The 23,150-nt window shown below is 57.0% G+C and carries 26 protein-coding genes, 1 tRNA gene and 1 pseudogene; 14 read left to right on the plus strand and 14 right to left on the minus strand.

Annotated elements, in window-relative coordinates; translation table 11 throughout:
- Position 1: 1 nt before the first annotated feature.
- The 4 genes and pseudogenes from JFU48_RS00375 to JFU48_RS00390 all read right to left on the minus strand — a co-directional run bounded on the left by JFU48_RS00375 (position 2) and on the right by JFU48_RS00390 (position 3,151).
- Positions 2-862 carry a hypothetical protein gene (locus JFU48_RS00375; protein ID WP_201135577.1) on the minus strand — a complete coding sequence of 287 codons (861 nt, stop codon included), beginning with the start codon at positions 860-862 and terminating at the stop codon, positions 2-4.
- A gap of 35 nt (positions 863-897) precedes the next feature.
- Positions 898-2,106: a glycosyltransferase family 4 protein gene (locus JFU48_RS00380; RefSeq protein ID WP_201135578.1), complete on the minus strand. Its 1,209-nt coding sequence runs from the start codon at positions 2,104-2,106 to the stop codon at positions 898-900.
- Between the two features lie 201 nt (positions 2,107-2,307).
- Positions 2,308-2,704, minus strand: a pseudogene (locus tag JFU48_RS00385) (hypothetical protein).
- 180 nt (positions 2,705-2,884) lie between these two features.
- The gene (locus JFU48_RS00390; RefSeq protein WP_003222522.1) at positions 2,885-3,151 is read right to left on the minus strand and encodes a hypothetical protein; all 267 of its coding nucleotides are present in this window, start codon (positions 3,149-3,151) and stop codon (positions 2,885-2,887) included.
- A 341-nt stretch (positions 3,152-3,492) separates the two neighbouring features.
- On the opposite strand from JFU48_RS00390, the gene JFU48_RS00395 reads away from it, so the two are divergent.
- The 8 genes from JFU48_RS00395 to JFU48_RS00430 all read left to right on the plus strand — a co-directional run bounded on the left by JFU48_RS00395 (position 3,493) and on the right by JFU48_RS00430 (position 10,178).
- Positions 3,493-4,980 (plus strand): sensor domain-containing diguanylate cyclase, encoded by a 1,488-nt coding sequence (locus tag JFU48_RS00395; protein WP_003222519.1) that lies wholly within the window; start codon positions 3,493-3,495, stop codon positions 4,978-4,980.
- Positions 4,973-5,203 (plus strand): cysteine-rich CWC family protein, encoded by a 231-nt coding sequence (locus tag JFU48_RS00400; protein WP_103521444.1) that lies wholly within the window; start codon positions 4,973-4,975, stop codon positions 5,201-5,203. Before JFU48_RS00395 ends, JFU48_RS00400 begins: the two co-directional genes overlap by 8 nt.
- Before the next feature lie 33 nt (positions 5,204-5,236).
- Entirely contained in the window at positions 5,237-5,929 is a 693-nt protein-coding gene (locus JFU48_RS00405) for a pseudouridine synthase (RefSeq protein WP_201135579.1), read from the plus strand.
- A 316-nt stretch (positions 5,930-6,245) separates the two neighbouring features.
- Positions 6,246-7,130: an alpha/beta fold hydrolase gene (locus JFU48_RS00410; RefSeq protein ID WP_201135580.1), complete on the plus strand. Its 885-nt coding sequence runs from the start codon at positions 6,246-6,248 to the stop codon at positions 7,128-7,130.
- 158 nt (positions 7,131-7,288) lie between these two features.
- Positions 7,289-7,362, plus strand: a tRNA-Gly gene (locus tag JFU48_RS00415).
- A 288-nt stretch (positions 7,363-7,650) separates the two neighbouring features.
- Positions 7,651-7,968: a helix-turn-helix domain-containing protein gene (locus tag JFU48_RS00420; protein ID WP_003222513.1), complete on the plus strand. Its 318-nt coding sequence runs from the start codon at positions 7,651-7,653 to the stop codon at positions 7,966-7,968.
- Positions 7,961-9,220, plus strand: coding sequence for a type II toxin-antitoxin system HipA family toxin (locus JFU48_RS00425; RefSeq protein WP_201135581.1), 1,260 nt, complete (start codon positions 7,961-7,963; stop codon positions 9,218-9,220). Before JFU48_RS00420 ends, JFU48_RS00425 begins: the two co-directional genes overlap by 8 nt.
- A 229-nt stretch (positions 9,221-9,449) precedes the next feature.
- The gene (locus tag JFU48_RS00430) at positions 9,450-10,178 is read left to right on the plus strand and encodes a class I SAM-dependent methyltransferase (RefSeq protein WP_201135582.1); all 729 of its coding nucleotides are present in this window, start codon (positions 9,450-9,452) and stop codon (positions 10,176-10,178) included.
- A gap of 128 nt (positions 10,179-10,306) precedes the next feature.
- On the opposite strand, the gene tam is transcribed toward JFU48_RS00430, so the two are convergent.
- Positions 10,307-11,077: a trans-aconitate 2-methyltransferase gene (gene tam, locus JFU48_RS00435; RefSeq protein WP_201135583.1), complete on the minus strand. Its 771-nt coding sequence runs from the start codon at positions 11,075-11,077 to the stop codon at positions 10,307-10,309.
- Between the two features lie 149 nt (positions 11,078-11,226).
- Positions 11,227-12,312 carry a type I restriction endonuclease gene (locus JFU48_RS00440; RefSeq protein ID WP_201135584.1) on the minus strand — a complete coding sequence of 362 codons (1,086 nt, stop codon included), beginning with the start codon at positions 12,310-12,312 and terminating at the stop codon, positions 11,227-11,229.
- 220 nt (positions 12,313-12,532) lie between these two features.
- Between JFU48_RS00440 and JFU48_RS00445 the strand changes: the two genes are divergently transcribed.
- Positions 12,533-12,943 carry a low affinity iron permease family protein gene (locus tag JFU48_RS00445; RefSeq protein ID WP_003222503.1) on the plus strand — a complete coding sequence of 137 codons (411 nt, stop codon included), beginning with the start codon at positions 12,533-12,535 and terminating at the stop codon, positions 12,941-12,943.
- Between the two features lie 96 nt (positions 12,944-13,039).
- Here JFU48_RS00445 and JFU48_RS00450 read toward each other — a convergent pair whose 3' ends face one another.
- The 6 genes from JFU48_RS00450 to JFU48_RS00475 all read right to left on the minus strand — a co-directional run bounded on the left by JFU48_RS00450 (position 13,040) and on the right by JFU48_RS00475 (position 17,161).
- Positions 13,040-13,543 (minus strand): DUF4142 domain-containing protein, encoded by a 504-nt coding sequence (locus tag JFU48_RS00450; protein ID WP_003222501.1) that lies wholly within the window; start codon positions 13,541-13,543, stop codon positions 13,040-13,042.
- Positions 13,544-13,618: 75 nt separating this feature from the next.
- Positions 13,619-13,777 carry a KGG domain-containing protein gene (locus tag JFU48_RS00455; RefSeq protein WP_003222499.1) on the minus strand — a complete coding sequence of 53 codons (159 nt, stop codon included), beginning with the start codon at positions 13,775-13,777 and terminating at the stop codon, positions 13,619-13,621.
- Between the two features lie 118 nt (positions 13,778-13,895).
- A complete protein-coding gene (locus JFU48_RS00460) occupies positions 13,896-15,245 on the minus strand; it encodes a sensor domain-containing protein (protein WP_201135585.1) in 1,350 nt (449 codons plus the stop codon).
- 79 nt (positions 15,246-15,324) lie between these two features.
- Entirely contained in the window at positions 15,325-15,963 is a 639-nt protein-coding gene (locus tag JFU48_RS00465; protein ID WP_103485687.1) for a LysE family translocator, read from the minus strand.
- 60 nt (positions 15,964-16,023) lie between these two features.
- Positions 16,024-16,440 carry a fosfomycin resistance glutathione transferase gene (fos, locus tag JFU48_RS00470; RefSeq protein ID WP_201135586.1) on the minus strand — a complete coding sequence of 139 codons (417 nt, stop codon included), beginning with the start codon at positions 16,438-16,440 and terminating at the stop codon, positions 16,024-16,026.
- Between the two features lie 4 nt (positions 16,441-16,444).
- Complete coding sequence (locus tag JFU48_RS00475; protein WP_201135587.1) at positions 16,445-17,161, minus strand: hypothetical protein; 717 nt, start codon at positions 17,159-17,161, stop codon at positions 16,445-16,447.
- A gap of 107 nt (positions 17,162-17,268) precedes the next feature.
- On the opposite strand from JFU48_RS00475, the gene relB reads away from it, so the two are divergent.
- Together relB and JFU48_RS00485 are read left to right on the plus strand one after the other, a co-directional pair.
- Positions 17,269-17,508 (plus strand): type II toxin-antitoxin system RelB family antitoxin, encoded by a 240-nt coding sequence (gene relB, locus JFU48_RS00480; protein ID WP_103485684.1) that lies wholly within the window; start codon positions 17,269-17,271, stop codon positions 17,506-17,508.
- Positions 17,498-17,782, plus strand: coding sequence for a type II toxin-antitoxin system RelE/ParE family toxin (locus JFU48_RS00485; RefSeq protein WP_201135588.1), 285 nt, complete (start codon positions 17,498-17,500; stop codon positions 17,780-17,782). The genes relB and JFU48_RS00485 overlap by 11 nt, the downstream gene beginning before the upstream one ends.
- A gap of 7 nt (positions 17,783-17,789) precedes the next feature.
- On the opposite strand, the gene JFU48_RS00490 is transcribed toward JFU48_RS00485, so the two are convergent.
- A complete protein-coding gene (locus JFU48_RS00490) occupies positions 17,790-18,713 on the minus strand; it encodes a LysR family transcriptional regulator (protein ID WP_201135589.1) in 924 nt (307 codons plus the stop codon).
- Positions 18,714-18,790: 77 nt separating this feature from the next.
- On the opposite strand from JFU48_RS00490, the gene JFU48_RS00495 reads away from it, so the two are divergent.
- The 3 genes from JFU48_RS00495 to JFU48_RS00505 all read left to right on the plus strand — a co-directional run bounded on the left by JFU48_RS00495 (position 18,791) and on the right by JFU48_RS00505 (position 21,867).
- On the plus strand, positions 18,791-19,279 hold the full coding sequence (locus JFU48_RS00495) for a DMT family transporter (RefSeq protein WP_201135590.1): 489 nt from the start codon (positions 18,791-18,793) through the stop codon (positions 19,277-19,279).
- A gap of 171 nt (positions 19,280-19,450) precedes the next feature.
- Positions 19,451-20,686 carry an aminotransferase class I/II-fold pyridoxal phosphate-dependent enzyme gene (locus tag JFU48_RS00500; RefSeq protein WP_003222486.1) on the plus strand — a complete coding sequence of 412 codons (1,236 nt, stop codon included), beginning with the start codon at positions 19,451-19,453 and terminating at the stop codon, positions 20,684-20,686.
- Positions 20,687-20,700: 14 nt separating this feature from the next.
- On the plus strand, positions 20,701-21,867 hold the full coding sequence (locus JFU48_RS00505) for an MFS transporter (RefSeq protein ID WP_003222484.1): 1,167 nt from the start codon (positions 20,701-20,703) through the stop codon (positions 21,865-21,867).
- Here JFU48_RS00505 and yiaY read toward each other — a convergent pair.
- Complete coding sequence (gene yiaY, locus JFU48_RS00510) at positions 21,864-23,012, minus strand: L-threonine dehydrogenase (protein WP_201135591.1); 1,149 nt, start codon at positions 23,010-23,012, stop codon at positions 21,864-21,866. The two genes, JFU48_RS00505 and yiaY, sit on opposite strands and share 4 nt — an antisense overlap.
- Positions 23,013-23,150 lie beyond the last annotated feature (138 nt).

Raw genomic sequence — 23,150 nt, forward strand, 5'->3', positions numbered from 1 at the left:
GTTACTTCCCTGTAATTATGGAGCGTGAAAGATAGTCACTTACAAATTTAATCGCTTCAGGCGCACCTCGTAACGAACTTGTGTCCAGCCCGACACGTCCGTCCCCACCTGCAAAATCAAAACTGTAGAGCTCGACTGTGCAGTAGGTCTGTAACACTCCAAAGTCCAAACTTTCCAACTGTTCTTTGTTAAGCTTCAACAAGTCTTGTTTGCCCAAACCAGCGGCCTGAATCTTGTCGCCAGGATGATTCAATCCATCACAACTTATCGTCCGAGGTGTTCCGTCATGCCGGCGCCAATTACGCATAACAAATGTGGTAATGGAAAACTCATTCTTGAAATGAGGCGGAGGAGCATTAAGCCAAAGTTCCAACCCTGGATAATTTTTTAATACCACAATCAGATCATCCGGCCAATCTGTATGTCGATACCCCATGCTGTGCGGCTCAGTGCGTTCCTTCCGGGTGTAGAGTCTCGCCGCAAGCCGGAAATACCCCCAACTGGAAGGCTTTTCTATCCCGCTCATCTCATACTCCGTACGAAGTTCGCTACCCGTCCACCAAAATGAACCCTCGAGAGTATCGGCAATACATGACCCGTCACTTCTCAAATTCGATCCGAAATAAAATCCGGGTATCCGACTCCGATCAAGAAGACCCCCGCCCGGTATTGGCACCTGTTCCATACCCGCCAGTTTTTTACTGCAGTCACCTTGTTCCTTTTGGTAAATCGCCCTGCGTTCTGCCGCCTCCTCCCATTCAATATAAAAATCCACCACCCAATAGCACACCAGCAAAACCAGACCATACTTCAGTAAGGCTTTACAACGTCTAAAGGCTTCCTTGCGTGACATTTTGAACATTTCAAATCTCCCTTTTAAAATGACGAAAACTCTAGTTAGAATCGACCAGCCATCGCATCTTCAAAAACCTGAAAATAGCCCTTCAGACCAGCACTGACATCAAAACTGTTTGCCGTTAGCCGCGCAGCTTTTCTGATAGATTCAAAATCACCGGGATAATTTAAAACGCTGCATACATTGGCAGCTATTGATTCAACCTGGAAAAAATCGACAAGAACCCCATTACACCCGTGAACAACGACCTCCTTCACCGGAGCTGTATCAGAAGCGACTACCACACAGCCAGCCGACATGGCCTCCAATAAGGACCAAGACAAAACGAACGGATACGTCAAGTAAACATGCACCGTTGAAACTTGCAGAACAGCTCTATATTTCTGGTAAGGCAGCTTCCCGGTGAAATGCACATTGGAAACATCGCAATCCACCTCCGATAACATCTTGTCTCGCCAATTCTCATACCCAACAGGCCTCCGCCCATAGCTGACTTCATCTCCACCCACAATGACTATTTGAGCGGTCGGACACTCAGCCTGAATATGGCTGATGGACCTCATAAATGTATGAAATCCACGATAGGGTTCAAGGTTTCTGGCAACGTACGTCACTATTGGCTGATGTGCCTTAAGTACACACCCACTGGGTAAAGTTACAGCCTTAACTTTCTCGGCATGAGGCGTTTGGATGACACCTTCATGAATCACGCGAATTTTAGATTGATAGCTTTTCGGAAAAAGACTTCGTTGCCACTTTGTCGGAGCAATTCCAATATCACACTGCTCCAGATTCAACAGATGCATTGAGTTCAAAACTCTTAATCTTGAGGAAGCATCGGACGCACGTGGAAATTCAGGATCAAAACCTGAGTCTGCCCCCTGCGCTCGATAATAATATTCACAGAGGTGAATCAGTGGTGCATCCGGATATACATCCTTGATAAATAACGTTTCACCCCACCCGGGATGAGCAAGAATCACATCGGGTCGATAACCCTGTTGCTTAAGTTTCTTCAACAAGACCAAAACACGCTGCCCATCCAACACAGCCGTTTGATATCCATGCAAATAAGCATGGCTACTATTCGAGTCTCTTATTGAGGACCGATACCGAAGCAGTTTCACCCCGGCAATACCCGGTGCCGTATCACGACCAATTGCAAGCACTTTGAAACCCTTTCGACGCGCCGCCAATGCAACATGGCGAAATTGACCGGGAAAATTTTGATGAATGATAAGTAAATGCATGCCTGAAAAACTTCCGTGTTTATATAGCCCCGTAAATTGAAAGCTTCCAGCTTCAATAGGCGCATACAAACGCTAACAATTATTCAGAAATAAAACTGTAGGAGGCTTCCGAGAACTTCCTAGGAGATGGAGCAACATACGAATTTTCAACAGGTACAAAAAAAGCGGCGCTCAATGCGCCGCTTTTTTGTTTGCGGATGATTACCAGCGACCGCCTCGCCCGCCGTGGTCACCCCGATCACCGATGATCACGGCCACCACGGTCGCGATCCCAACCACCACCGCGGTGGCCGTCCCAGCGCCCGCGATCATTGTCGTGCCAGCGACGGCTTTCGTAATAGCGCGGGGCCGGCTGGTAGTAGCGCGGTTGCGAGTAATACCGTGGCGCGGGCTGGTAGTAACGCGGCGCAGGCTGATAGTAGCGCGGGGCCGAGTAATACGTGCTGCCACCGCTGTAATACGTGCCACCAGTGTTGTAGTAGGCCGGAGCGGGTGAGGTGTAGACCTCCGAGCTGTAATAGCTATCTGCGTAGGAGTAGGGAGCGCAACCGGCAACGGAAAACATCATCGCAGCAAGCAGTAGAATTCGTCGATACATGGCGGCCTCCTGGACCGCGAGTGAGCCACACCAGCGACGCTGGCAGGCATCAGTCGGTTATTCGGTGACTGACGAATGATCTGACAGCGTTTTCCGAATCTGGTGCGCTTCCGTAACAAGTTGAAACATGTGATTGATGAAATCCTGTTCATTTGCAAAACACTGTCATTCAGCCGTCGCTCAGTGGTGTCCACCGTGATAGCCGCCGCCGTGGTAACCGCGACCATAACCACCGCGATAGCCGTAACCACCGTAATAGTAACGGGCGCCTCCGTAGTAGCGCGGGCCGTAATATCCGCCGTAGTAATAAGGTGAGTAGTAGCCGGGATAGTAGTAGGGAGCGGCGTAGTAAACATCGGCGGGAGGCCCGTAGTAATAACATCCGGACAGCCCAAGCCCGAGCACTGCACCGAGCAACACTCGACGAAACAGTTTCTGAACACGCATGACGGCCTCCTGAAAGACCCACGACCGCAGCAGGACAGCGCAGCCGACACAGTTTTGACTGTCAGGCCCGGGGCAAGTGCCGGACTCGGACAAGCTTCAGATCAGCGGTGTCACTCCCCCTGAGAATCCCCCTGTGGGAGCGGGCTTGCTCGCGAATGCGGTGGGCCAATCAACATTCATGTGTCTGGAAAACCGCCTTCGCGAGCAAGCCCGCCCCCACCGTTGAACGGTGCAAATGCCCGGAAATACAGGAACGACCATTTGCGCCGCGTATGGAGCAGTTATTTCCCGGCAGTGCCACTAGAATGCTGCCATCGGCTCATCTGCCAACGGAACCGCCCATGCCGCACAGATCTGCGCTGTACTCCCAACGCTCGCTGGTGCTGACTCTGGTCGCACTGCTTGGTGCCGGCTTCCTCGCCACTTCCTTGCTCAGCTATTACGCCTCACGGGCGTCGATCCGCGACAGCATCGTCAACACCGAACTGCCGCTGACATCCGACACCGTTTATTCGGAAATCCAGAAAGACCTCGTCAGACCGATCCTGATTTCCTCGATGATGTCCCGCGATACGTTCATGCGCGACTGGGTGGTGAACGGCGAAAAAGACCCGGTAAAAATGACCCGCTACCTCGACGAGGTCATGACCCACTACGGCGCCTACACCGCGTTCTTCGTCTCCGACAGCAGCCACACGTACTACCACGCCAAAGGCGTGCTCAAGCAGGTCAGGATCGATGAGCCGCGCGACGCCTGGTACTTCCGCGTGCGCGACATGAAAGACCCGTACGAGATCAACGTCGACCCGGATCTGGCCAACAAGGACAACCTGACTTTCTTCATCAACTACAAGGTCTACGACTACGACAACCGCTTCATTGGTGCCGCGGGCGTAGGCCTGACGGTGGACGCGGTGATCAAGCTCATCGACAAGTACCAGCAGCGTTATCAACGCAGCGTCTACTTTGTCGATGCCTTCGGGCGACTGGTGCTCACCGGCGCCAGCGGCGGCCCGGAAGGTGCGCACATCGGGCAAAGCCTCAGCGAACTCGCCAGTATGAAAAGCCTGATCAGCCAGTTACCCAAGCCTCACAGCGGCAGTTACGAATATTCCGCCCACGGTCAGGGACATTTTCTCAACGTACGTTACATCCCGGAATTGCACTGGTATCTGTTCGTCGACAAGCGCGAGGACGGCGCGCTCAGTGACATCCGTCAGTCGCTGTACCTCAATCTGCTGATCTGCCTGCTGGTGACGCTGGGCGTGCTGGCCCTGCTCAATCGGGTGATCCGGCGTTATCAGCGTAAGATTCAGACGCAGGCCACGCTCGACAGCCTCACTGAATTGCCGAACCGCCGCGGCTTCGACCTGCTCGCCGTGCAGGCCCTGCACGAAGCGCAACGCGAGCCGAAGCCCCTGACTGCGCTGTTGCTCGATCTCGATCACTTCAAAACATTGAACGACACCTACGGGCACATGGCCGGCGATCAGGTGCTGATCGGCTTCGCCCGCGACCTGCAAAGTTGCCTGCGCCATTCCGACATTGTCTGCCGTTGGGGCGGTGAGGAATTCATCGTATTGCTGAAGGACACCGACGCTGAGACCGGTCAGAAGATTGCCGAGAAGATCCGCCGACACGTCGAACAACAGGCATATTCCTACGATGGCCACAGCCTGAGTCTGACCGTGAGCATCGGCGCCACCACCCTGCAAGCGGATGACACCTTGCACACGCTGCTGTCCCGGGCCGATCATGCGATGTACCGAGCCAAACAAACCGGCCGTAACCGCACCTGCGTGGAAATGCCTCATTCGACTTATGCCTGATACCGACGCTAAACCCGACCTCTGCCCGGCCTGCGGCGCCCGCAACGACTGCACCCTGGCCGACCCGCGCACCGCCGACCAGGCTTGCTGGTGCTATGGCGTGAGCATCGACCCGGCGGTCCTCGAAGCCCTGCCGGCCGAACTGCGCAATAAATCCTGCCTGTGCCCGCGCTGCGCGCAGGTCGAGGCGCAACTGCAAGCAGCGGCGCGACCGATCCCGTAAGATACGCGCCCCTTTATCCGCCGATTCCTGACCATGCGCGTCGACCGTTTCCTCAGCAACCTGCCCCGCTACAACCGTCAACAGGTTCGCCTGTTGCTGGTGGAAAAGCGCGTGCGGATCGACGGAAAAATCGTCAGCGACCCGCACAGCGAAGTGCTGGAATTCAGCCGCGTCGAAGTCGACGAAGAAGTCTTGCAACTCGGCAAACCGGCGCGCTACTTCATGCTGCACAAACCGCCGGGGTGCGTCAGCGCCACCCGCGATCCGCAGCACCCGACCGTGCTCGATCTGATCCACCAGCCGGACAAGGACGACCTGCACATCGCCGGTCGCCTCGACTTCAACACCACCGGGCTGATGCTGATCACCAACGATGGCGGCTGGTCGCGACGGCTGACCCAACCGCAGACCAAACTGCCGAAGGTCTATTACGTCGAGACCGAACAGGAGATCGGGCCGGAGTATGCAGTCACGTTTGCCGAGGGCATCTACTTCGCCTTCGAAAACCTGACCACGCAACCGGCGCAACTCGAAGTGCTCGGCCCGAGGGCGGCGCGTCTGAGCATCGTCGAGGGTCGATACCATCAGGTGAAGCGCATGTTTGGTCACTTCAACAACAAAGTGTTGCGCCTGCACCGCGAATCCATGGGCCCGCTGTTGCTCGATAACGCGCTAAAACCGGGCGAGTACCGCGCATTGCGCACCGAAGAGATCCATTTGTTCTAAGCCGGCGACCGCTCAGCAGAAGTTGTCGAACAATTCACCAACGGCACTTGCGCGATCCTGATCCCCCTGCTTGAATCAGGACGTCGGCCAAATTGTGACCGATGAGTCACGCAGTACATCCAAGCAACCTTTTTGCCGGTAGAGAGCCTCAAAGGCTCCACCTCCCCCGGCAGACTGCCCGCCAATAATAATACCCGTCGACCTGCCGTTCCGGATCGACATGGGCCCCAAACTCCAGGCGTATGCCTACCTGTCACAAAGCTCGTGCAATCTCTATTTGCGCGCATACCCGCTTGCTTGCCAGGAGTCTTATGACATGAGGCCAGAAATCGCTGTGCTGGATATACAGGGTCAGTATCGGGTTTACACGGAGTTCTATCGCGCAGACGCCGCAGAAAAGACCATCATCCTGGTCAACGGCTCGATGGCCACGACTGCGTCGTTTGCTCAAACCGTGAAAAATCTGCACCCGCAATTCAACGTGGTTTGCTACGACCAGCCCTACGCGGGCAGGTCGAAAATCCACAACCGCCACGAGAAACATCTGACGAAGGAAGTCGAAGGGCAGATTCTGCTGGAGCTGATCGACCATTTCGGTGCCGAACACGTGCTGTCGTTTTCCTGGGGCGGCGCGGCCACCCTGGTCGCCTTGGCCCACCAGCCGCGGCGCATCGAAAAAGCCGTGATCAGCTCGTTCTCGCCGGTGATCAACGCGCACATGCTGGATTACCTGGAGCGCGGTGTCGATTACCTCGGCCAGCGCGACGGCGACCGGGTCGGGCACCTGGTCAACAACACTATCGGCAAACACCTGCCGTCACTGTTCAAGCGCTTCAACTATCGCCACGTCAGCAGTCTGGCCGAGCACGAATACGGGCAGATGCACTTTCACATCAACGACGTGTTGCACAGTGATCGTCAGTGCTACCTGAATGCGGCGAAAAGGATCAACGTGCCGGTGCTGTTCCTCAACGGCGAATGGGATGAGTACACCGCCGCCGAAGACGCACGGATATTCGGCAACCACGTGGTACAAAGCACCTTCACCACGCTGCAGGCCACCGGGCATTTTCTCGACATGGAGCACAAGGCGGCTTGCCGTGACAGCCAGAACGCCCTGCTTGGTTTCCTGAAACCGTCACAGCAGTCGAGCCGAACGCGTTACTCGTTCGTCCAGGATCACCATGCATCGGCCATTTGAAAAAGCGTCGTCGCGAGCGAGTCTGTGGGGCTGAGAAGCCAGCGCTGATTACCTGCAGATTCGCCCGCGAATGACCGTTTTCAATACTGTAACGCGCTGCGGGCAAAAGAAAAACTTCAAATCCGCGCCCGACTCTGGTACAAAGTCAGCCGCTCTGAGCGGGTATAGTTTAGTGGCAAAACGAAAGCTTCCCAAGCTTTAGTTGAGGGTTCGATTCCCTCTACCCGCTCCACTCAATCGGGTCTCACGTCGAGGTTATGACGGGGGATGCAGAAACAGAAAAACCGGCCTACAGGGCCGGTTTTTTTGTGTCCGGGATTTGTGGGAACACACCATGAATGATGATTCTCCTGACTCGAACCTCTCCTCAACCCAAATTTGGATAATTCCATTTTTCTGTGGGTTATTGCGATTTTCAAAAGATAAGCCACAATAATCAGGAATAGTGCATGGATGACAAGTTCCTGGATAAATCCAGAATTACCGGCTTTAAAGTAGCTTTTGAGGTGTAAGACCCATTATGTTGGATTTAAGCCTTAGCAAGCCAAGTGAGATCGTCAAGCGGATCTGTGAACGTCTACGCACTGATCGACTCGCTCTGGAAATGACACAAGCGGACGTGGCCGCACGTGCCGGCATCGGAACCAACACGGTATCCAATCTTGAAGCCGGGCGTAATGTGGGCTTCGAAAATCTGGTACGTGTTGCCATGGTACTTGGGCGCAGTAAGGAACTCGAAAACCTGTTCTTGCCAAAGCTTGAAACTCTGGACGACATCCTGCGCTACGAAAACAGTGCCAAGCGTTACCGCATCAAAAGGAAATCCGACAATGCTTGAGAAAGTAGACGTCTACTACGAGGGCTGGGGTGAACATTGGCAGTGGGGCACGCTGGCTTCCACCACAGCGCTGACCGGTCGGCCGCTGGTGGTGTTTGAGTACAGCGACGAAGCGAAAAAAAGAGGACTCGAACTTTCGTCCCTGAAACTTCCTTTGCAAGGCGCCAAATTAAGCCGGGATTTCCCGCCACATCAGTTGGGATTGCCAGGCCCCGTCTATGACTCGCTGCCCGACGGCTGGGGCATGCTGCTGATGGATCGTCTATTCAAACGTCGCGGCCTGAATCCCGCACGCATCGGACCTTTGGAGCGACTGGCCTACATCGGCAACAATGCCATGGGTGCCATGTCGTTCAAGCCTGTGGCACCTGACGTACTAGAACCACAAATGCATGTTCCCATTGAGTTACTTGCAGCCGAAGTGCGGCAAGTGCTGAAAGGTAAAGGGGGCGAGCTTCTTCATAAGTTGCTGCTGGTTGGAGGCTCTCCGCAAGGTGCCAGACCCAAGGCTCTGGTCTATCGCGCCCCCGACACCGGGACGTTCACCACAGCTGCCACTCCAGGTTTTGAAGCATGGCTGGTGAAATTCCCTGCCCAACACGAACATCCCGAAGTGTGCGCCATCGAAATGGTGTATGCCGCTTGCTTGCGCCTCTGCGGCATTCAAACGCCGGATACGCAGTACTTCAGTCTGTCAGATGGAATGGCTGCCTTCGCCAGCAGACGGTTTGATCGACAAGACGGACTACGCGTCCCCATGCAAAGCCTCGCAGCCTTTACCGGTGCAGATTTTCGCTCTCCGGGGGCATTGGACTATGTCAACTTCCTGCGCGCCACCCAAAGATGTACCAATGATGTACGTGAAAAAGCACGGGCGTTCGAGCGTGCTGTTTTCAACGTTGCGTTCCACAACCGGGATGATCATCCCAAGAACTTTGCCTACACCATGTCGCGAGCTGGCGATTGGAAATTAGCCCCGGCCTACGATGTGACCTTTTGCGAGGGGCCGGGTGGGTATCACCAGATGGATGTGATGGGCGAAGCGCTGGAAATCGACCGAAAGGCCATGCTTGGACTGGCAGAAGAAGCGGAGGTGGGTGCCTATGAGGCAGGAGTTATCATTGAGCGCTTTTGCGACGTATCCAGCCAATTCTCGACTGTGGCAAATGATCTTTATCCTGGCGTGATCACTCAGGAAACCCTGCGTACCATTCAAAGCCGAATTGATCACAACATCAAGCTGTTGCGATGACTGCATATCCTTGCAAATCACATTTTTTGAAACCCTGAAGATTTTTCCGACATTACAGATCCGCAACACACCCACGGTTCTCACCGTCCCCACGACCCAGTAGGATTCCCACTTCACCCACCACCCTCCCCCTGCGCGGCCATCGACGAATACGCGTTTTGACTTTCGAGGGACTCCATGGCGCGGCCACTGTGCCGCTGATGACCGAACTCAAAAGAGCCACTCACTCATGACGCAAAACATTTACGACGACCCGGAATTTTTTCAGGGTTACAGCCAGATGAACCGCTCGATCGGCGGTCTCGATGCCGCGCCGGAATGGCCGGCGCTCATGGCGTTGTTGCCGTCGATGCATGATCTTAATGTGGTCGACCTCGGCTGCGGCTATGGCTGGTTCAGCCGTTGGGCCAGTGACCAAGGCGCCGCCCATGTGCTGGGGCTGGATGTCTCGGAAAAGATGCTGGAGCGCGCGCGCGAAACCACTGCGGCGGCGAACATCCGCTATGAACGCGCCGATCTTGAGCATCTCGATCTCCCAGCGTGCAGTTTCGATCTCGCCTACAGTTCACTGGCGCTGCATTACATCAAAGATCTGCCAGGGCTGTTCGCTCATCTGTACGCAGCGTTGAAACCGGGTTCGCATTTTGTGTTCTCCATCGAACACCCGATCTTCATGGCCCCGCGCAATCCGGGCTGGTTGATCGACAGCGACGGTCGCAAGCGCTGGCCGCTGGACAGTTATCAGATGGAAGGCGAACGGGTGACCAACTGGCTGGCCGAAGGGGTGATCAAGCAGCACCGCACGATGGGCACGCTGTTGAATTCGTTGATCGCGGCGGGTTTTGCCATTCGCCATGTCAACGAATGGGGGCCGAACGATGCGGAGGTGGCGGCGCAACCGGCGCTGGCTGAAGAGCGGGAGCGGCCGATGATGATGTTGGTGGCGGTGCAGCGTTGATCTGATCTGAGCAAACGATATGTGGTGAGGGGATTTATCCCCGATGGGTGCGCAGCACCCGCTTAGAAGGCCTGCTGCGCAGTCCGTCGGGGATAAATCCCCTCACTACAAGTGCCTGAAGTCTGGCTTTAGCGAGTCGCGACGATAAATAGCCGTGGAAACGGCAACAGCACCGAACCATCAGGCAACGCCGGATACGCCTCGGCAACGGCCGCCAGATACTGCTGCAGATACTGCGTCCGCTCCTCTTCGCTCAGCGGGCTCAGAAACGGAATCAAGCCACTGCCCTTGAACCACTCCACGATCCCCGCCGCTCCACCGGACAACTGATGGTGATAGGTGGTGCGCCACACATCGACCCGCGAGCAGTGCGGACGCAACATCGAGAAGTATTCGCTGGCGCTGGCCATGTCGGTGCGCTGTCCGGCGGCGCCTGCCAGTTTCGCGGCCCACGGGCCGTTGGCGGCGACTTCGCGCATCAGTCGATGGGAAGGTTCGTTGAGGTTGTCCGGCATCTGGATCGCCAGACTGCCACCGTCCGACAGCTTACCCACCAGCGCCGGCAGCAACGTCGCGTGATCCGGTAACCACTGCAATACCGCGTTGGCGAAAATCACATCGAACGGGCCTTGATCCGCCCAACTATCGATTTCTGCGACCTCGAACTGCAACTGCGGCATGCGCTTGCGCGCGGCGTTGACCATGTCCGGCGAACTGTCGAGGCCCCTGACCTGGGCCTGCTCAAAACGCGGCACCAGCAGCTCGGTGGAGTTACCCGGGCCGCAACCGATATCGACCACCGATCGCGCCTGAACCGTGGGGATCGCCGCCAGCAGATCACGGGCCGGGCGGGTGCGTTCATCTTCGAAAGCGACGTATTGTCTGGCGGACCAACTCATTGCGTTCTCCTGTCGGGACACTTCAGCGGTTCGTCACAATACAGGCAGCGCTGCGGGCAATTCCAGAGCGGCTTATTGCAAAGGATTTCGACACTGGTATTCGAACCAAAAAAAGCAAAAAAAACCGGCCCTCAAGACCGGTTTCTTATTCAATCGTAGTACCCGACTGTCTTTTTCAGGTGATCCGAATATTCGTAAATGTCATCGACCGAGCTAATCGGATGCCGCGTTTCGTTTTTTTCCTCATCAAAAATACCGATGTACTTCTGCGAGCGATTGAAGTGCAGACGACAGATCGGCTTGCGGTTGTTGTCATCTAAAAGAATGCCAAAGTAACTTTGCGTATCACGCTGGACAATCCGCTTGGCATCAACCACTGATCGCACCAACGCACGAACAATGTGATAACCCTCAAGTTCTTCCAGCGTTGTAAGAACTTTGTCGTCCGCTTCATCACGCGCGTCTACTGGATCGGTCCCGACAGCAGCTGACGGCAACGACGCCAGCGAGGGCTGGATTGCACCACTCATTGCAGACTTGAGCCGATCATTGATCTGGTCATTAAGAAACTGCACAACAGCTTTTCTCGTCAACTCATGAAATTGCTCGCGTACTTTTTGCGTGATCACCCCGTCGTAAACGCGCGAAGCAAACACCTTCACAAAATCATCATCCGGTTTGATGACCTGGGCTGCGATCACCTTTTTTATCTGGCTGACATATTTCAATTCGCCAGCAGCATTGATGATGGATTCCACGTCAAATGCAGACTTTGTCAGTTTCACCAGCTCGGGAACCGAATATTCGTCGATATCCAGGAGATCCAACTCCAGAAAAGGCTTTTCATCCATCTTGTTCGGTGCATCCAGATCGGTGAAAAACTTGTAGACCTGACCATTGGTAAGGATAGAGATCCGAGCGCTGGTGACATGGAAGTAACGAAAGAGTTGGGACGCATGGTTAACGTGCAACGGCTCACCGATTTTCTTGCATTCGATGAGTATCTGAACTTCGCCCTCTTTCATGATGGCGTAATCAATCTTCTCGCCTTTCTTCGTACCGATGTCGCAGACAAACTCAGGCGTCACCTCTGTCGGGTCAAACACGTCGTAACCCAGAACGGTGCTGATGAAGGGCATGACAAACGCATTTTTTGTCGCCTCTTCCGTCTGAATTGCAGCACTCTGCAACCGAACTTTGGCGGCTAGACTGGCTAATTTCTCGAAGAATTCCATGAGTGACCTCTGACTAGTTACTATCCGTGCATTCGCATGCTGGCGAATTGACTGCCAGTTGATCCTAGACGCAAACCCGCACAAAGAAAGTTTTCTACCGAAAAGTGTTCCGACCTACGTCCAGACATGACCGTTTTCATTGGCGACAGCCTGTCTCAGTCGAATTTTCGCAACGTCGTCACTGTCTGAACTTCAAGCTCTCCCAATAAGGAACACCGCAATGAAATTCGCAAAAATATCCCAGACCCTGGCCCTCTGGGCCGGTAGCCCGAAAACCTTCATGGGCGCGTTGATCCTGATTTTTCTGTGGGGGCTGAGTGGGCCGATTTTTCATTTCAACGACACCTGGCAACTGATCATCAACACCTCGACTACCATCATCACCTTTCTGATGGTGTTCCTGATCCAAAACACGCAGAACCGCGATACGGACATCCTGCATCTGAAGCTCGATGAGTTGTTGCGGGTAAATAAGGAAGCGCAGAACGCGATGCTTGGCTTGGAATCGCTGGACCTCAAACAATTGGAGGCGCTGCGCAAGCATTACCGTAGCCTGGGGGAAAGCGAGGTGTTCAATCTTGATGGGCTGGGAGAGAAGAGCAAGCCGAAGCAGGATTTGAATGACTGCTGAGTAAAGTCAAAAAAGCAAAAGATCGCAGCCTTCGGCAGCTCCTTGGAATGGTGCAGGAGCTGCCGCAGGCTGCGATCTTTTGACTTGTAAGCGGGATCAGCGGCTGGCTTGCAGCGCTCGCGCCATTTCCAGATGGTTTTGCAGTTTTGGCAACGTCTCGTCGGCAAATGCCTTGATTTCCGGAACGTCGGTTGACTGCGCTTCCTGCTGGATCTGCTGAATAGCTTCTTCGGTCGCTTTCACCTGGCTCGCGGCGTAGGCCTGATCGAAGGTTTCACCGTCTTTCACCTGGGGGATCATGGTTTTAGCCTTGTCGGCAATTTCTTCACGAGGTGCGACGGGCAAGTCGAGCTTTTTCGCGATCTTTGCCAGATGCTGGTTGGCCGTGGTGCGGTCATTGATCACGACGATGGTGTAATCCTTGACCTCTTTGGAGTCGGATTTCTGGTGCGCCAGACGACTGGCTTCGATGTCGGCCATGCCTTTGGCGGACGCATCGTTGATGAAGTCGGCAGGCGACTGGGCGAATGCACTGCCAGCGAACAAACCCAACAGCGTGGCAAAACTGAAACGACGTATCTGGGTGGCCATCCGGCTCATGGTCGCGCCCTCCTATCTCTGCAAATTCAAGCGGGGGCTTGCGCCCCCGCCTCTCAATCAAAACTACCTCACCGACTACTTCGACTTCTGAGCTGGCTTGCGGCCCATTTCGGTTTTCGCAGGCTCTTTGTCGACTGTCGTGGTGGTGGTTTTCCCACCTTTGCGACCGGCTTCAGAGGCCTTGGTTCGATCGTTGGCGAAGTTTCCCGAGTTCGAGTTTCTTGAATTAGGCATGATTCTCTTCCTCTTGGTGTTGATCGTTGGCGAGCAGGTGCCCGCCTAGATTGAGAATTGCCGGACCGATAAAGGTTTAGAAAAGTTGCCCGCGCCGCGACGAACGGCGTGCACTGTTTCAGCTATCCACTACCCGATGATTGAGGCGTTTGGCGGCGTACATCGCCTGGTCGGCGTGCCGGAACAGTTGTTGCTCTTCGCGGCCATGTTCGGGATAACGGGCCACGCCGATGCTCGGCTCGATGCACAGGTTGTGACCGTCCAAGCGCATGGGCTGCATCAGCACCTGTCGGATTTTTCCGGCCACGCTGTCGGCGTCTTCAGCGGCATGAACACTGTGCAACAGCACCACGAATTCGTCGCCACCAATGCGCGCCACGGTATCGGTATCGCGTACGCAGCCCTTGAGCCGACTCGCCACCGTTTGTAGCAGCATGTCGCCGACCGCATGGCCAAAGGTGTCGTTGACCTGCTTGAAGTGATCCAGATCGACGTACAGCAGCGCCATGTTTCCCGACGCTTCGCGGGCACCGGCCAGCGCAGCCTTGAGGCGGTCTTTGAGCAATCCTCGATTGGGCAACTGAGTCAATTGATCGTACTGCGCCATGCGCTTGAGCCGCGCGTGCAGTTGCTGACGCTCGATCGCGGTCGCGACCTGGGCGCAGACGTATTGCAGCAGTTCCTTGTCCTGTTCGGTGTAACGCTCGCCACCCGGCAGGCTTTTGACGATCAGTGCGCCGATGGTGCCGTTCTTCGAATTCAGCGGCACACCGAGCCAGCACGGTGAATCCTGCCCCGCCACCAGCGCCGCGAAGTCGGGTGGGGCGTCGGGACTGTCCGGCGTCAGCAGAATCGGCTGACCGCTGCGGATAACCTCCGCACACAGGCGCCCGGTGACGGTGCCCGGCTGCTCGGGCTGCAATTCGTGATCGTCGACGTGATAGGGAAAATTCAGCTGCGCACAGTGCTCGTCGTACAGCGCCACGGAGAAATTCAGCGCCGGCAACCATTCGCCGATGATCAGGTGAATGCGCTTGAACAGCGCCAGCAAGTCTTCGGCGACATGCGCCGCTTCGGAAATCGCATACAACGCCGCCTGACGTGACTCGGCCTGCTTGCGCTCAGTGATGTCGCGGGCCACGGCGATGCGCAGTTGATCGACCTGCGACCAGCGCGCCGACCAGAGGATGTTGACGATGCGGCCATCCTTGCGCACGTAACGGTTTTCAAAATTGTGTTTGGGTTCGCCACCCATGATGTCGCGGGCGGCGGCGAGGGTGCGCTGGCGGTCTGCAGGATGCACCAGTTCGATCATCGGCCGACCGATCAACTCGTCAGGCGTATAGCCGAAAATGCGCTCGCAGGCGGCGCTGACAAAAACGAAACGGCCCTGCGTGTCCACCGCACAGACGGCATCGAGCAACAGGTCCATATAACTCGCCAACGGCGCGGAATTTCGGCTTTCCATGGTTCAGCGTGGGTGTCCGGACAATGCAGCACTGTTCAACCATCCCTGACCCTTTGTTCACGCATCCCTGCACACAACTTCAAGCCTTGTTCGGCAGCAATCCCGGTAGTGCGTGCACCAGTGCGTTTATGGCAAAACCGATGAACATCACGCCACACAAACGCGTGATCATCAGCTCGTGGCGCTGATACAGCGTGCGCACCCGTCGGGCGCCGACCACGCCGATCAGAATAGCGTAGGCCAGCAAACCGCCGAGGAAACTCAGGGCGATCAGCGCCGGCAGCATCGACCAGTTGAGCAGTTCGGCACGGCTCGACAGCAGCGCGGTAAACGTCGCCACAGCCACCGGATACGCCTTGGGATTGGTCAGGCCAAACAGGATGCCGTGCCAAAACGGCTGACGCGCTGCGCCCTGGGGCTGATCATCGCTGCGCCGTTTGGCCCGCACTGCGCGCCAGCCGAGCCAGAACAGGTACAAACCGCTGAGCACACCCAGCACATCGAACGCGGTGCTGCCGATTTCGCGGGCGCCGACGATAGCGATCAGCGCGGTGCTGCACCAGACCACATCACCGAGCAGGTGCCCGCAGAGAAACCCCGCCCCGGCCCGCCGCCCATGCGCCGCGCCAATGCCGAACACCGCCAGCACGCCCGGCCCAGGCGTGATGCCGTAAATGAAACCCGAGGCCAGAACGGCCATTAGCAGCGATGGAGTCATGAAAAACCTGCTGGCGCCAGTACAAATGATGGCCAGTCTATATCAGCCCGCAACGCCAGATCACGACGCGTCGTAAAAACGCATGCCCGCGTACGGTTTGTGCCGACAGGCTGCCAGTCGCGACGCGAGATCGCCGACGTGAGCCTCGAGCTTGTGGCTATCAGGGTCGAGAAAGTAGAACGATGCGCCTTCACTGCGGTTGTCGCGCCATTCCCTCACATTCGCCGCTTTTAACGTCTGCACAAACAACGGAAAATCTGTCTCGGCGAGGCTGAACGCGTAATGGGTGTAGTCGACGGACGGCTCGGTGGTGCGCTGCGCATCCAGCGACAGACACAACCACAGCCCCGGCAGCGACAGGTAGGCACCGGCGTCCCACGTGGCTTCGACGCGCAGACTCAATACATCGCGGTAGAACGCCAGACTGCGGGGCAAATCACTGACGGCGAGGGTCAGGTGGTTGAGGCCGGTGAGCATGGGGTCAGTAACCTCTGAGGTCTTCAGGAACGTTGTACTGCTGACCATCGTACGTCAGGGTGATCTGTTTTTTCTTCAGCTCGGTGGTGTTCGATACGCACTGGTTGCCGGACTTGGTGTTTTTCATTTTGCTGCCGCTGGTGGTGACGATCAGATCGGCGAAACCATTGTGGCTCGTTGGAGCGATCTCGAGCGTCCGGCGGATTTTTTTGCTGTAGCCCTCGCAGTCATTCACGAACTCACCGTTGTCCTTGAAGACCACCAGGCCTTCAAGCACCGGACGTAACTCGTCCCCCTCGCGCACATACAGCGCCAGATCGGTTTTCTCGTAGGGAATGGCATGGGAACTGTGGACGAACTTGGCTCGCAGCCCAAAAGCGCGGATATCCGGCGTCAGTCGGTAGCGCGCCGTGTCGATGCGCACATCATCCAGGCGCACGGCATCAGAGTTGTAGGCGCCCGGTTTACGGTAGGTGGCGATGGGTTTGGCATTGCTCGCATTGAGCAGCGCCAGATCCAGATCGAACGCCCCGGCATCGTCGCCGCCAGAATCGGCCAGATAGGTGGACTTGACCGAAATCGCCTGACTCGGAAACGCCGGCCAGACATTGCAGCGCGACATGGATTTGCCGTCGAAACTCTTGGTGGTGCAGGCGGCGTGGGCGTGGGAGGTAATGGCCAGGAATGCAAAAGCCAGGATGAAGGTGTTTCTGCAGGTCATTTTTCTTCCTTGATAAAGTCTTGTGCGCAACCGTTAGACGAATGGCGGGCCGGGGCAAGTATGACGCTGTAGTATGTTGCACTACAAACCACTACACCGAGACCACCATGTCCGTCATGTCTTTGCGGCTTCCCGACGAAATTGCAGATACGCTGGCCAACCTCGCCAAAGCGACCGGGCGCAGCAAGTCCTATCTGGCAGTCGATGCATTGCGCGAGTACCTGGCTCGTGAAGCCTGGCAAATTGAAGAAATCCAAAAAGCGCTGAACGAAGCCGATGCCGGTGATTTTGCTTCTGCCGATGATGTCAGGGCGATCGCTAACAAATGGAATGCCAATGCGCGTTGAGTGGCTGCGTACTGCACTAAAGAATCTCGATGACGAAGCCGCCTACATCGCGATTGAAAATCCGCAGGCGGCCTCTGAGTTTGTTCAAGCCATTCTCGACTGCGTCGATCAGCTTGCCCGCTTTCCCGCCTCCGGGCGCGAGGGACGTTTGCCCGGAACCAGAGAGTGGGCACTTCCTGATCGCCCCTATCTGATTCCCTACCGGGTTCGTCAAAGCCGGCTTCAGGTTCTGCGCGTTTTTCATACTCGCAGGCTTCCTCCGCGCACGTGGTAGGCCATTATCAATCGCGGCTCCCGGATCGATCTATCCCCTCCTCAATCCGGCGATTCAACCAGTTCAACGCCTGATCCCCACCCCGGCGCTTATGCCACGCCAGCACAAACGTGAACGGCGCGATCTCAAACGGTGGCGGCAGCACAATCAATTCCTGTTGATCAATCTCGCGCACGCTGCGTGACGACACCGTGAGAATCAAATCCGTACCGCTGATCAACTGTGGCGCGACGTTCCAGTGCGGCAGGCTGATGGCGACGCGGCGGCGTTCGCGCAATGAGGTCAGCGCCCGTTCGATTTCCGGGGTGCCGCTGCCGCGCATTTCCAGCAACACATGCGGGCGCGACAGGTAGGTCGGCAAATCCAGAAGCCCCTCGGCCGGCAGGCTGCGGCGATCCAGCAAACAGACGTAGCGCTCTTCGAACAGCAGCGTGCTGCGCAATTCGTTGGGCATTTCCGGGAACACCCCGGCGGCCAGATCAATGTCGCCGTTGAGCACACCTTCGAGCATGCCTTCGCGACTGGCGTGGCTGATTTGCAGGTCGATACCCGGTGCCTCGCGACGCAAGGTGCGGATCAGATCGGGCAGGATGATGGCCGCGCCGTAGTCGGACATCGCCACACGAAAGGTCCGCCGCGCAGTGGCCGGATCGAAAGTGTTCGGCGCCAGCAACGATTGCACCTGAGCCAGTGCTTCAGCCAGCGGTGCGACCAGCTCCAGCGCCCGCGCCGTGGGTACCAGGGTCGAACCGGCGCGCACCAGCAGCGGATCGCCAAGCAAGTCGCGCAGACGCGCCAGCGCATGGCTGACTGCCGGTTGGCTGAGGTGCAGCCGCTCGGCGGCGCGGGTGACATGTTGCTCGCTGAGCAAGGCGTCGAGAACCACCAGCAGGTTGAGATCGATACGGCGCAGATCATTCATCTTGTGCATGTTCTGGATGACAAAACGGAATTTAAATCTGCGCGACGAATACTCTAGAGTCCAGCAAAACCTGTTGGAGAATGATCATGAGTACGTTGCAGTGGGTCGGTTTGTTGCTGCTGGCCGCGTTTGCCGGCGCGGTGGTGCCGTTTCAAAGTGCGATCAACAGCAATCTGGCGCGAGGACTGGGACATCCGCTGTGGGCGACCTTGGCCTCGTTGCTGGTGAGTGTGCTGGTGCTGTTGCCGGTGATTCTGGCGTTGCGCCTGCCGCTGCCGTCGCTGGGGTTTATCAGCAAGGCGCCGTTGTGGATGTGGGCTGGCGGTGCGTTCGGCGTGTGCTTTGTGGCGCTGGCGGTGATGTTGCTGCCCAAACTCGGCGCGTCCGGGTTTGTTGCGCTGGCGTTGGCCGGGCAAGTGATTGCTTCGATGCTGCTCGATCACTTCGGGCTGTTTGGATTGCTGGAGAAACAGCTGACGTTGTCGCGGGTTTTGGGCGCGTTGCTGCTGATTGGCGGGGTGGTGTTGATTCAGTTTGGTGAGGCAACGAGCAGGAATCTGGCACCTGCCGGGTAGGACTCGGAGGTGCCCGACAGCCCATCAGGACATCGCCCTACAAGCAAATATCCAATAGCGTTCAATATTGCAGGACGTGTCTGATTCAAGCCCGAAGTCGCATTCCGTAAAGTCTGGCAATACACACAAATTGCAACGACCCGCGGATTGCTACGCTCAAGGGATGCCCTGATGAACCAGATGCAGCAAGCACCAAACCTTTATTCCAACTATCGAAAAGTCATCGCACTGGCAAACCAGGACTGGGAGAACGCCGAGCTCGGCAAAGTCGCCGGGCTCAATGTCGAAGTCATGGGTCCCAACCGCCTGCTCGACCAATATGGACGGGAGCTACAACATTTCTGTACCACGTCCTACCTTGGCCTTGATCATCACCCTGCCCTGCTCGAAGGTGCTATTGCCGCACTGCAGGAAACCGGCTCTATGCGCGTTGCCAACTCGAAAAATCGCTGCAAACTGGAGATTCTCGAAAAATACGAAACCGAGCTTTCGCAGCTGTTCGATGCTGTGTGCCTGACGACCTTGTCCTGCAGCGCTGCTAGTGCGGGGATCTTGCCGCTGCTGGCCAGCGGTGTATTGACCGATAATCGCCCGCCAGTAATGGTCTTTGACCGTCAGGCGCATTACTCGATGAATCATTTGAAAGCTGCCTGCGCCGACGAAACTCGTGTCATGACCTGTCCACACAACGACATGGATTTTCTGGAACAGATGTGCCAGCAATACGGCCGCGTGGCCTATGTTGGCGACGGCGCCTACAGCATGGGCGGCGTGACCAACATGGAAGGCCTGCTGTACCTCAAGGATCGTTACGGGCTGTTTCTTTATCTGGATGATTCCCACGCGTTGTCAGCCGTCGGCCATAACGGCGTCGGCCTGGTACGACCGAGAATCCAGACGCTGGAAGATGACTGCCTGATCGTTGCGTCGCTGGCCAAGTCATTTGGCGCCAGTGGTGGATTGGTGATGCTCGGTAACCTGCGCCAGAAAAAAATCATCCAGCGTTATGGCGGCCCGAGCAACTGGTCACAAAGTCTAAACTGTGCGGCAATCGGCGCCGGCCGAGCGTCGATCCGCCTGCATTACAGCGCCGAATTCGCCGCTCTACAGGCCAGCCTCCAAGCTAATATCCGCCTCTTCGACAGTTTGATCAGCACCGAGCAATGCCACAGCGCGATGGCGATCCGCTTGATCGATTGCGGCCAGGCGGATCTGGCCAACTGCATCGCCAGCGAACTGGCCGAGCAAGGCTTTTTCACCAGCGCGGTATTTTTTCCAGTGGTTGCCCAAGGTAAAGCGGCCATTCGGGTAACCTTGCGTGCTGATATGGAGCCGTCGCTGATCCGATATTTCTGCGAAGCAGTCAGCGAGTTGTTGCGCACGCATCGCGTCGATTTCGACATCTGAGCCAAGGACGACAGATGAACGCCAGCGCCACCCTTCTTATCACCTGCTGTACCGTTTTCCTCGCGCAGCTGGGCATGAGTATTTACCTGCCAGCGCTGCCGGAGATTGCCGGCCATCTGCACGCGGAGCCTGCACAAGTGGCGTGGGGCTTATCGATTTATCTGGTCGGCATGGCGCTGCCAATGCTGCTTTGGGGTTCACTGGCCCAGCGTATCGGACGCAAACCGGTGTTGCTCGCAGCGCTGGGCTTGTATGGCGTGACGAACCTGGGCTTGCCGCTGGGTTCGACGCTGGAGTCGTTCCTTTTACTGCGCCTGATTCAGGGCGTTGGCGCCAGCGGGATTTCGGTGATGGCAAGGGTGCTGATTCGCGACAGTTTTCGCGGCGACCTGCTGGCCAAGGCATTGTCGTGGATTTCGATTTCGTTCGTGGTGGCACTGGGTATCGGCCAGTACCTGGGGTCGATCATTCAGGTCGCGCTGGGCTGGCAGGCCATCTTCTACTTGCTCGGCATCACAGGCTTGCTGATGGCTCTGATCGTATCCCGGGCCAACTTCGCGACCTTGGAGGAGGTGCAAACAAACGCTTCGGCATGGAGGGTTTACCGGCGCATCCTGATCCATCGCGCGTTCCTGTTGCCGGCACTCGCCGGCGGTCTCGGCTACGGCGTCATCATCGCCTTCAACACGGCTGCACCGCTGATCCTGCAAGGGCCGTTCAATTGGTCCACGATGGATTACGGTCTGCTCGGCTGGCCGGTCAGTGCGGCGTACTTTCTCGGAGCGCTAGGGGTCAATCGCTGCGTTCTGCACGCGGGTCAACACCGTTTGATGACGCTGGGCGTGGCGCTGGTGATGGCGGGCTGCGGCGTGATGCTGCTGGGCAGTCTGATGGCCAACTCCATCGCGCTGCTGCTGTGGCTGCCCTACTGCGTGGCGGTATTCGGTCAGTCGCTGAACTATCCGATCAGCCTGTCCCGTGCCAACGATGGCGCACCGATTGCGGGAGCTTACGCGATGGCATTGAGCGGATTTATTCACCAACTGATGGCGGCGTTGATCGGCGCGATTGCCAGTCTTATTGCCAGCCCTTCGGCGTGGCCGCTAGCACTGTTGTGCAGTGTGCTTGCGTTCGGCGCGATGCTCTGTGTGAGATTCACGCCGACGCGTGTCAGCCCTTAAAACGCGTTACGGAAAATCTCCTCGATCTGCCGCTGATCCGCCGCCCGTGGATTGGTCAGGCCGCATGCATCTTTCAGCGCGTTGCTGGCGAGCACCGGGATGTCGCTGAGCTTGGCGCCGAGTTCACGCAGGCCACCCGGAATCTCGACGTCCCTGGCCAAACAACGGATCGCGTTGATCGCCGCCTGGGCGCCCTCTTCCGGGCTGAACCCACGAATATCCGCGCCCATGGCGTGGGCGACGTCAGTCAGGCGTTCGGCACAGATCAACGCGTTGAAGGTCTGCACGTGCGGCAGCAACACGGCGTTGCACACACCATGGGGCAAGTCGTAGAAACCACCCAACTGGTGGGCCATCGCGTGCACGTAGCCGAGCGATGCGTTGTTGAACGCCATGCCGGCGAGGAACTGCGCGTAGGCCATGTTCTCCCGCGCCGCGAGGTCGCTGCCGTCACGCACGGCCAGGCGCAGGTTGTTGCTGATCAGGGTCATGGCCTTCAGCGCGCAGGCGTCGGTGATCGGGTTGGCGGCAGTCGAAACGTAGGCCTCGATGGCGTGGGTCAGCGCGTCCATGCCGGTGGCGGCGGTCAGGCTTTTCGGCATGGCGACCATCAGCGCCGGGTCGTTGACCGACAGCAGCGGCGTGACGTTGCGGTCGACGATGGCCATTTTCACGTGGCGCGATTCGTCGGTGATGATGCAGAAACGGGTCATCTCGCTGGCAGTGCCGGCGGTGGTGTTGATGGCGATCAGCGGCAACTGCGGCTTGCTCGATTGATCGACACCTTCGTAGTCGCGGATCTGCCCACCGTTGGTCGCACACAGGGCGATACCCTTGGCGCAGTCATGGGGCGAACCGCCGCCGAGCGACACCACGAAATCGCAGCGACTGTCCTTGAGCAGCGCCAGTCCTGCCTCGACGTTGGCGATGCTCGGGTTCGGTCTGGCACCGTCGAAGATCACCGAGTCGATGTCCTGCATCGCCAGTTTCTCGGCGACCATGGCCGCCACGCCAGCCTTGGCCAGCCCCGCGTCAGTGACGATCTGCGCCTTGCGAAAACCGTAGTTGCGGATCGCAAGCATGGCCTCGTCGAGGCATCCGTTGCCCATGATGTTTACGGCTGGAATGAAAAAGGTGCTGCTCATGCGCGTCTCCTGACTGGGGCCGAATCGACTGCTCCGATCCGGCGGATGTGCACAGGATCGACCGATCGGTCACCACCGATGTTGATCTGGCTCAATGCCCGCTCGTGATAAAGTCGCCGCCCATCTGCCCTTTGTTTT

The sequence above is a fragment of the Pseudomonas sp. TH49 genome, from assembly GCF_016650625.1.
GTDB lineage: Bacteria > Pseudomonadota > Gammaproteobacteria > Pseudomonadales > Pseudomonadaceae > Aquipseudomonas > Aquipseudomonas fluorescens_H.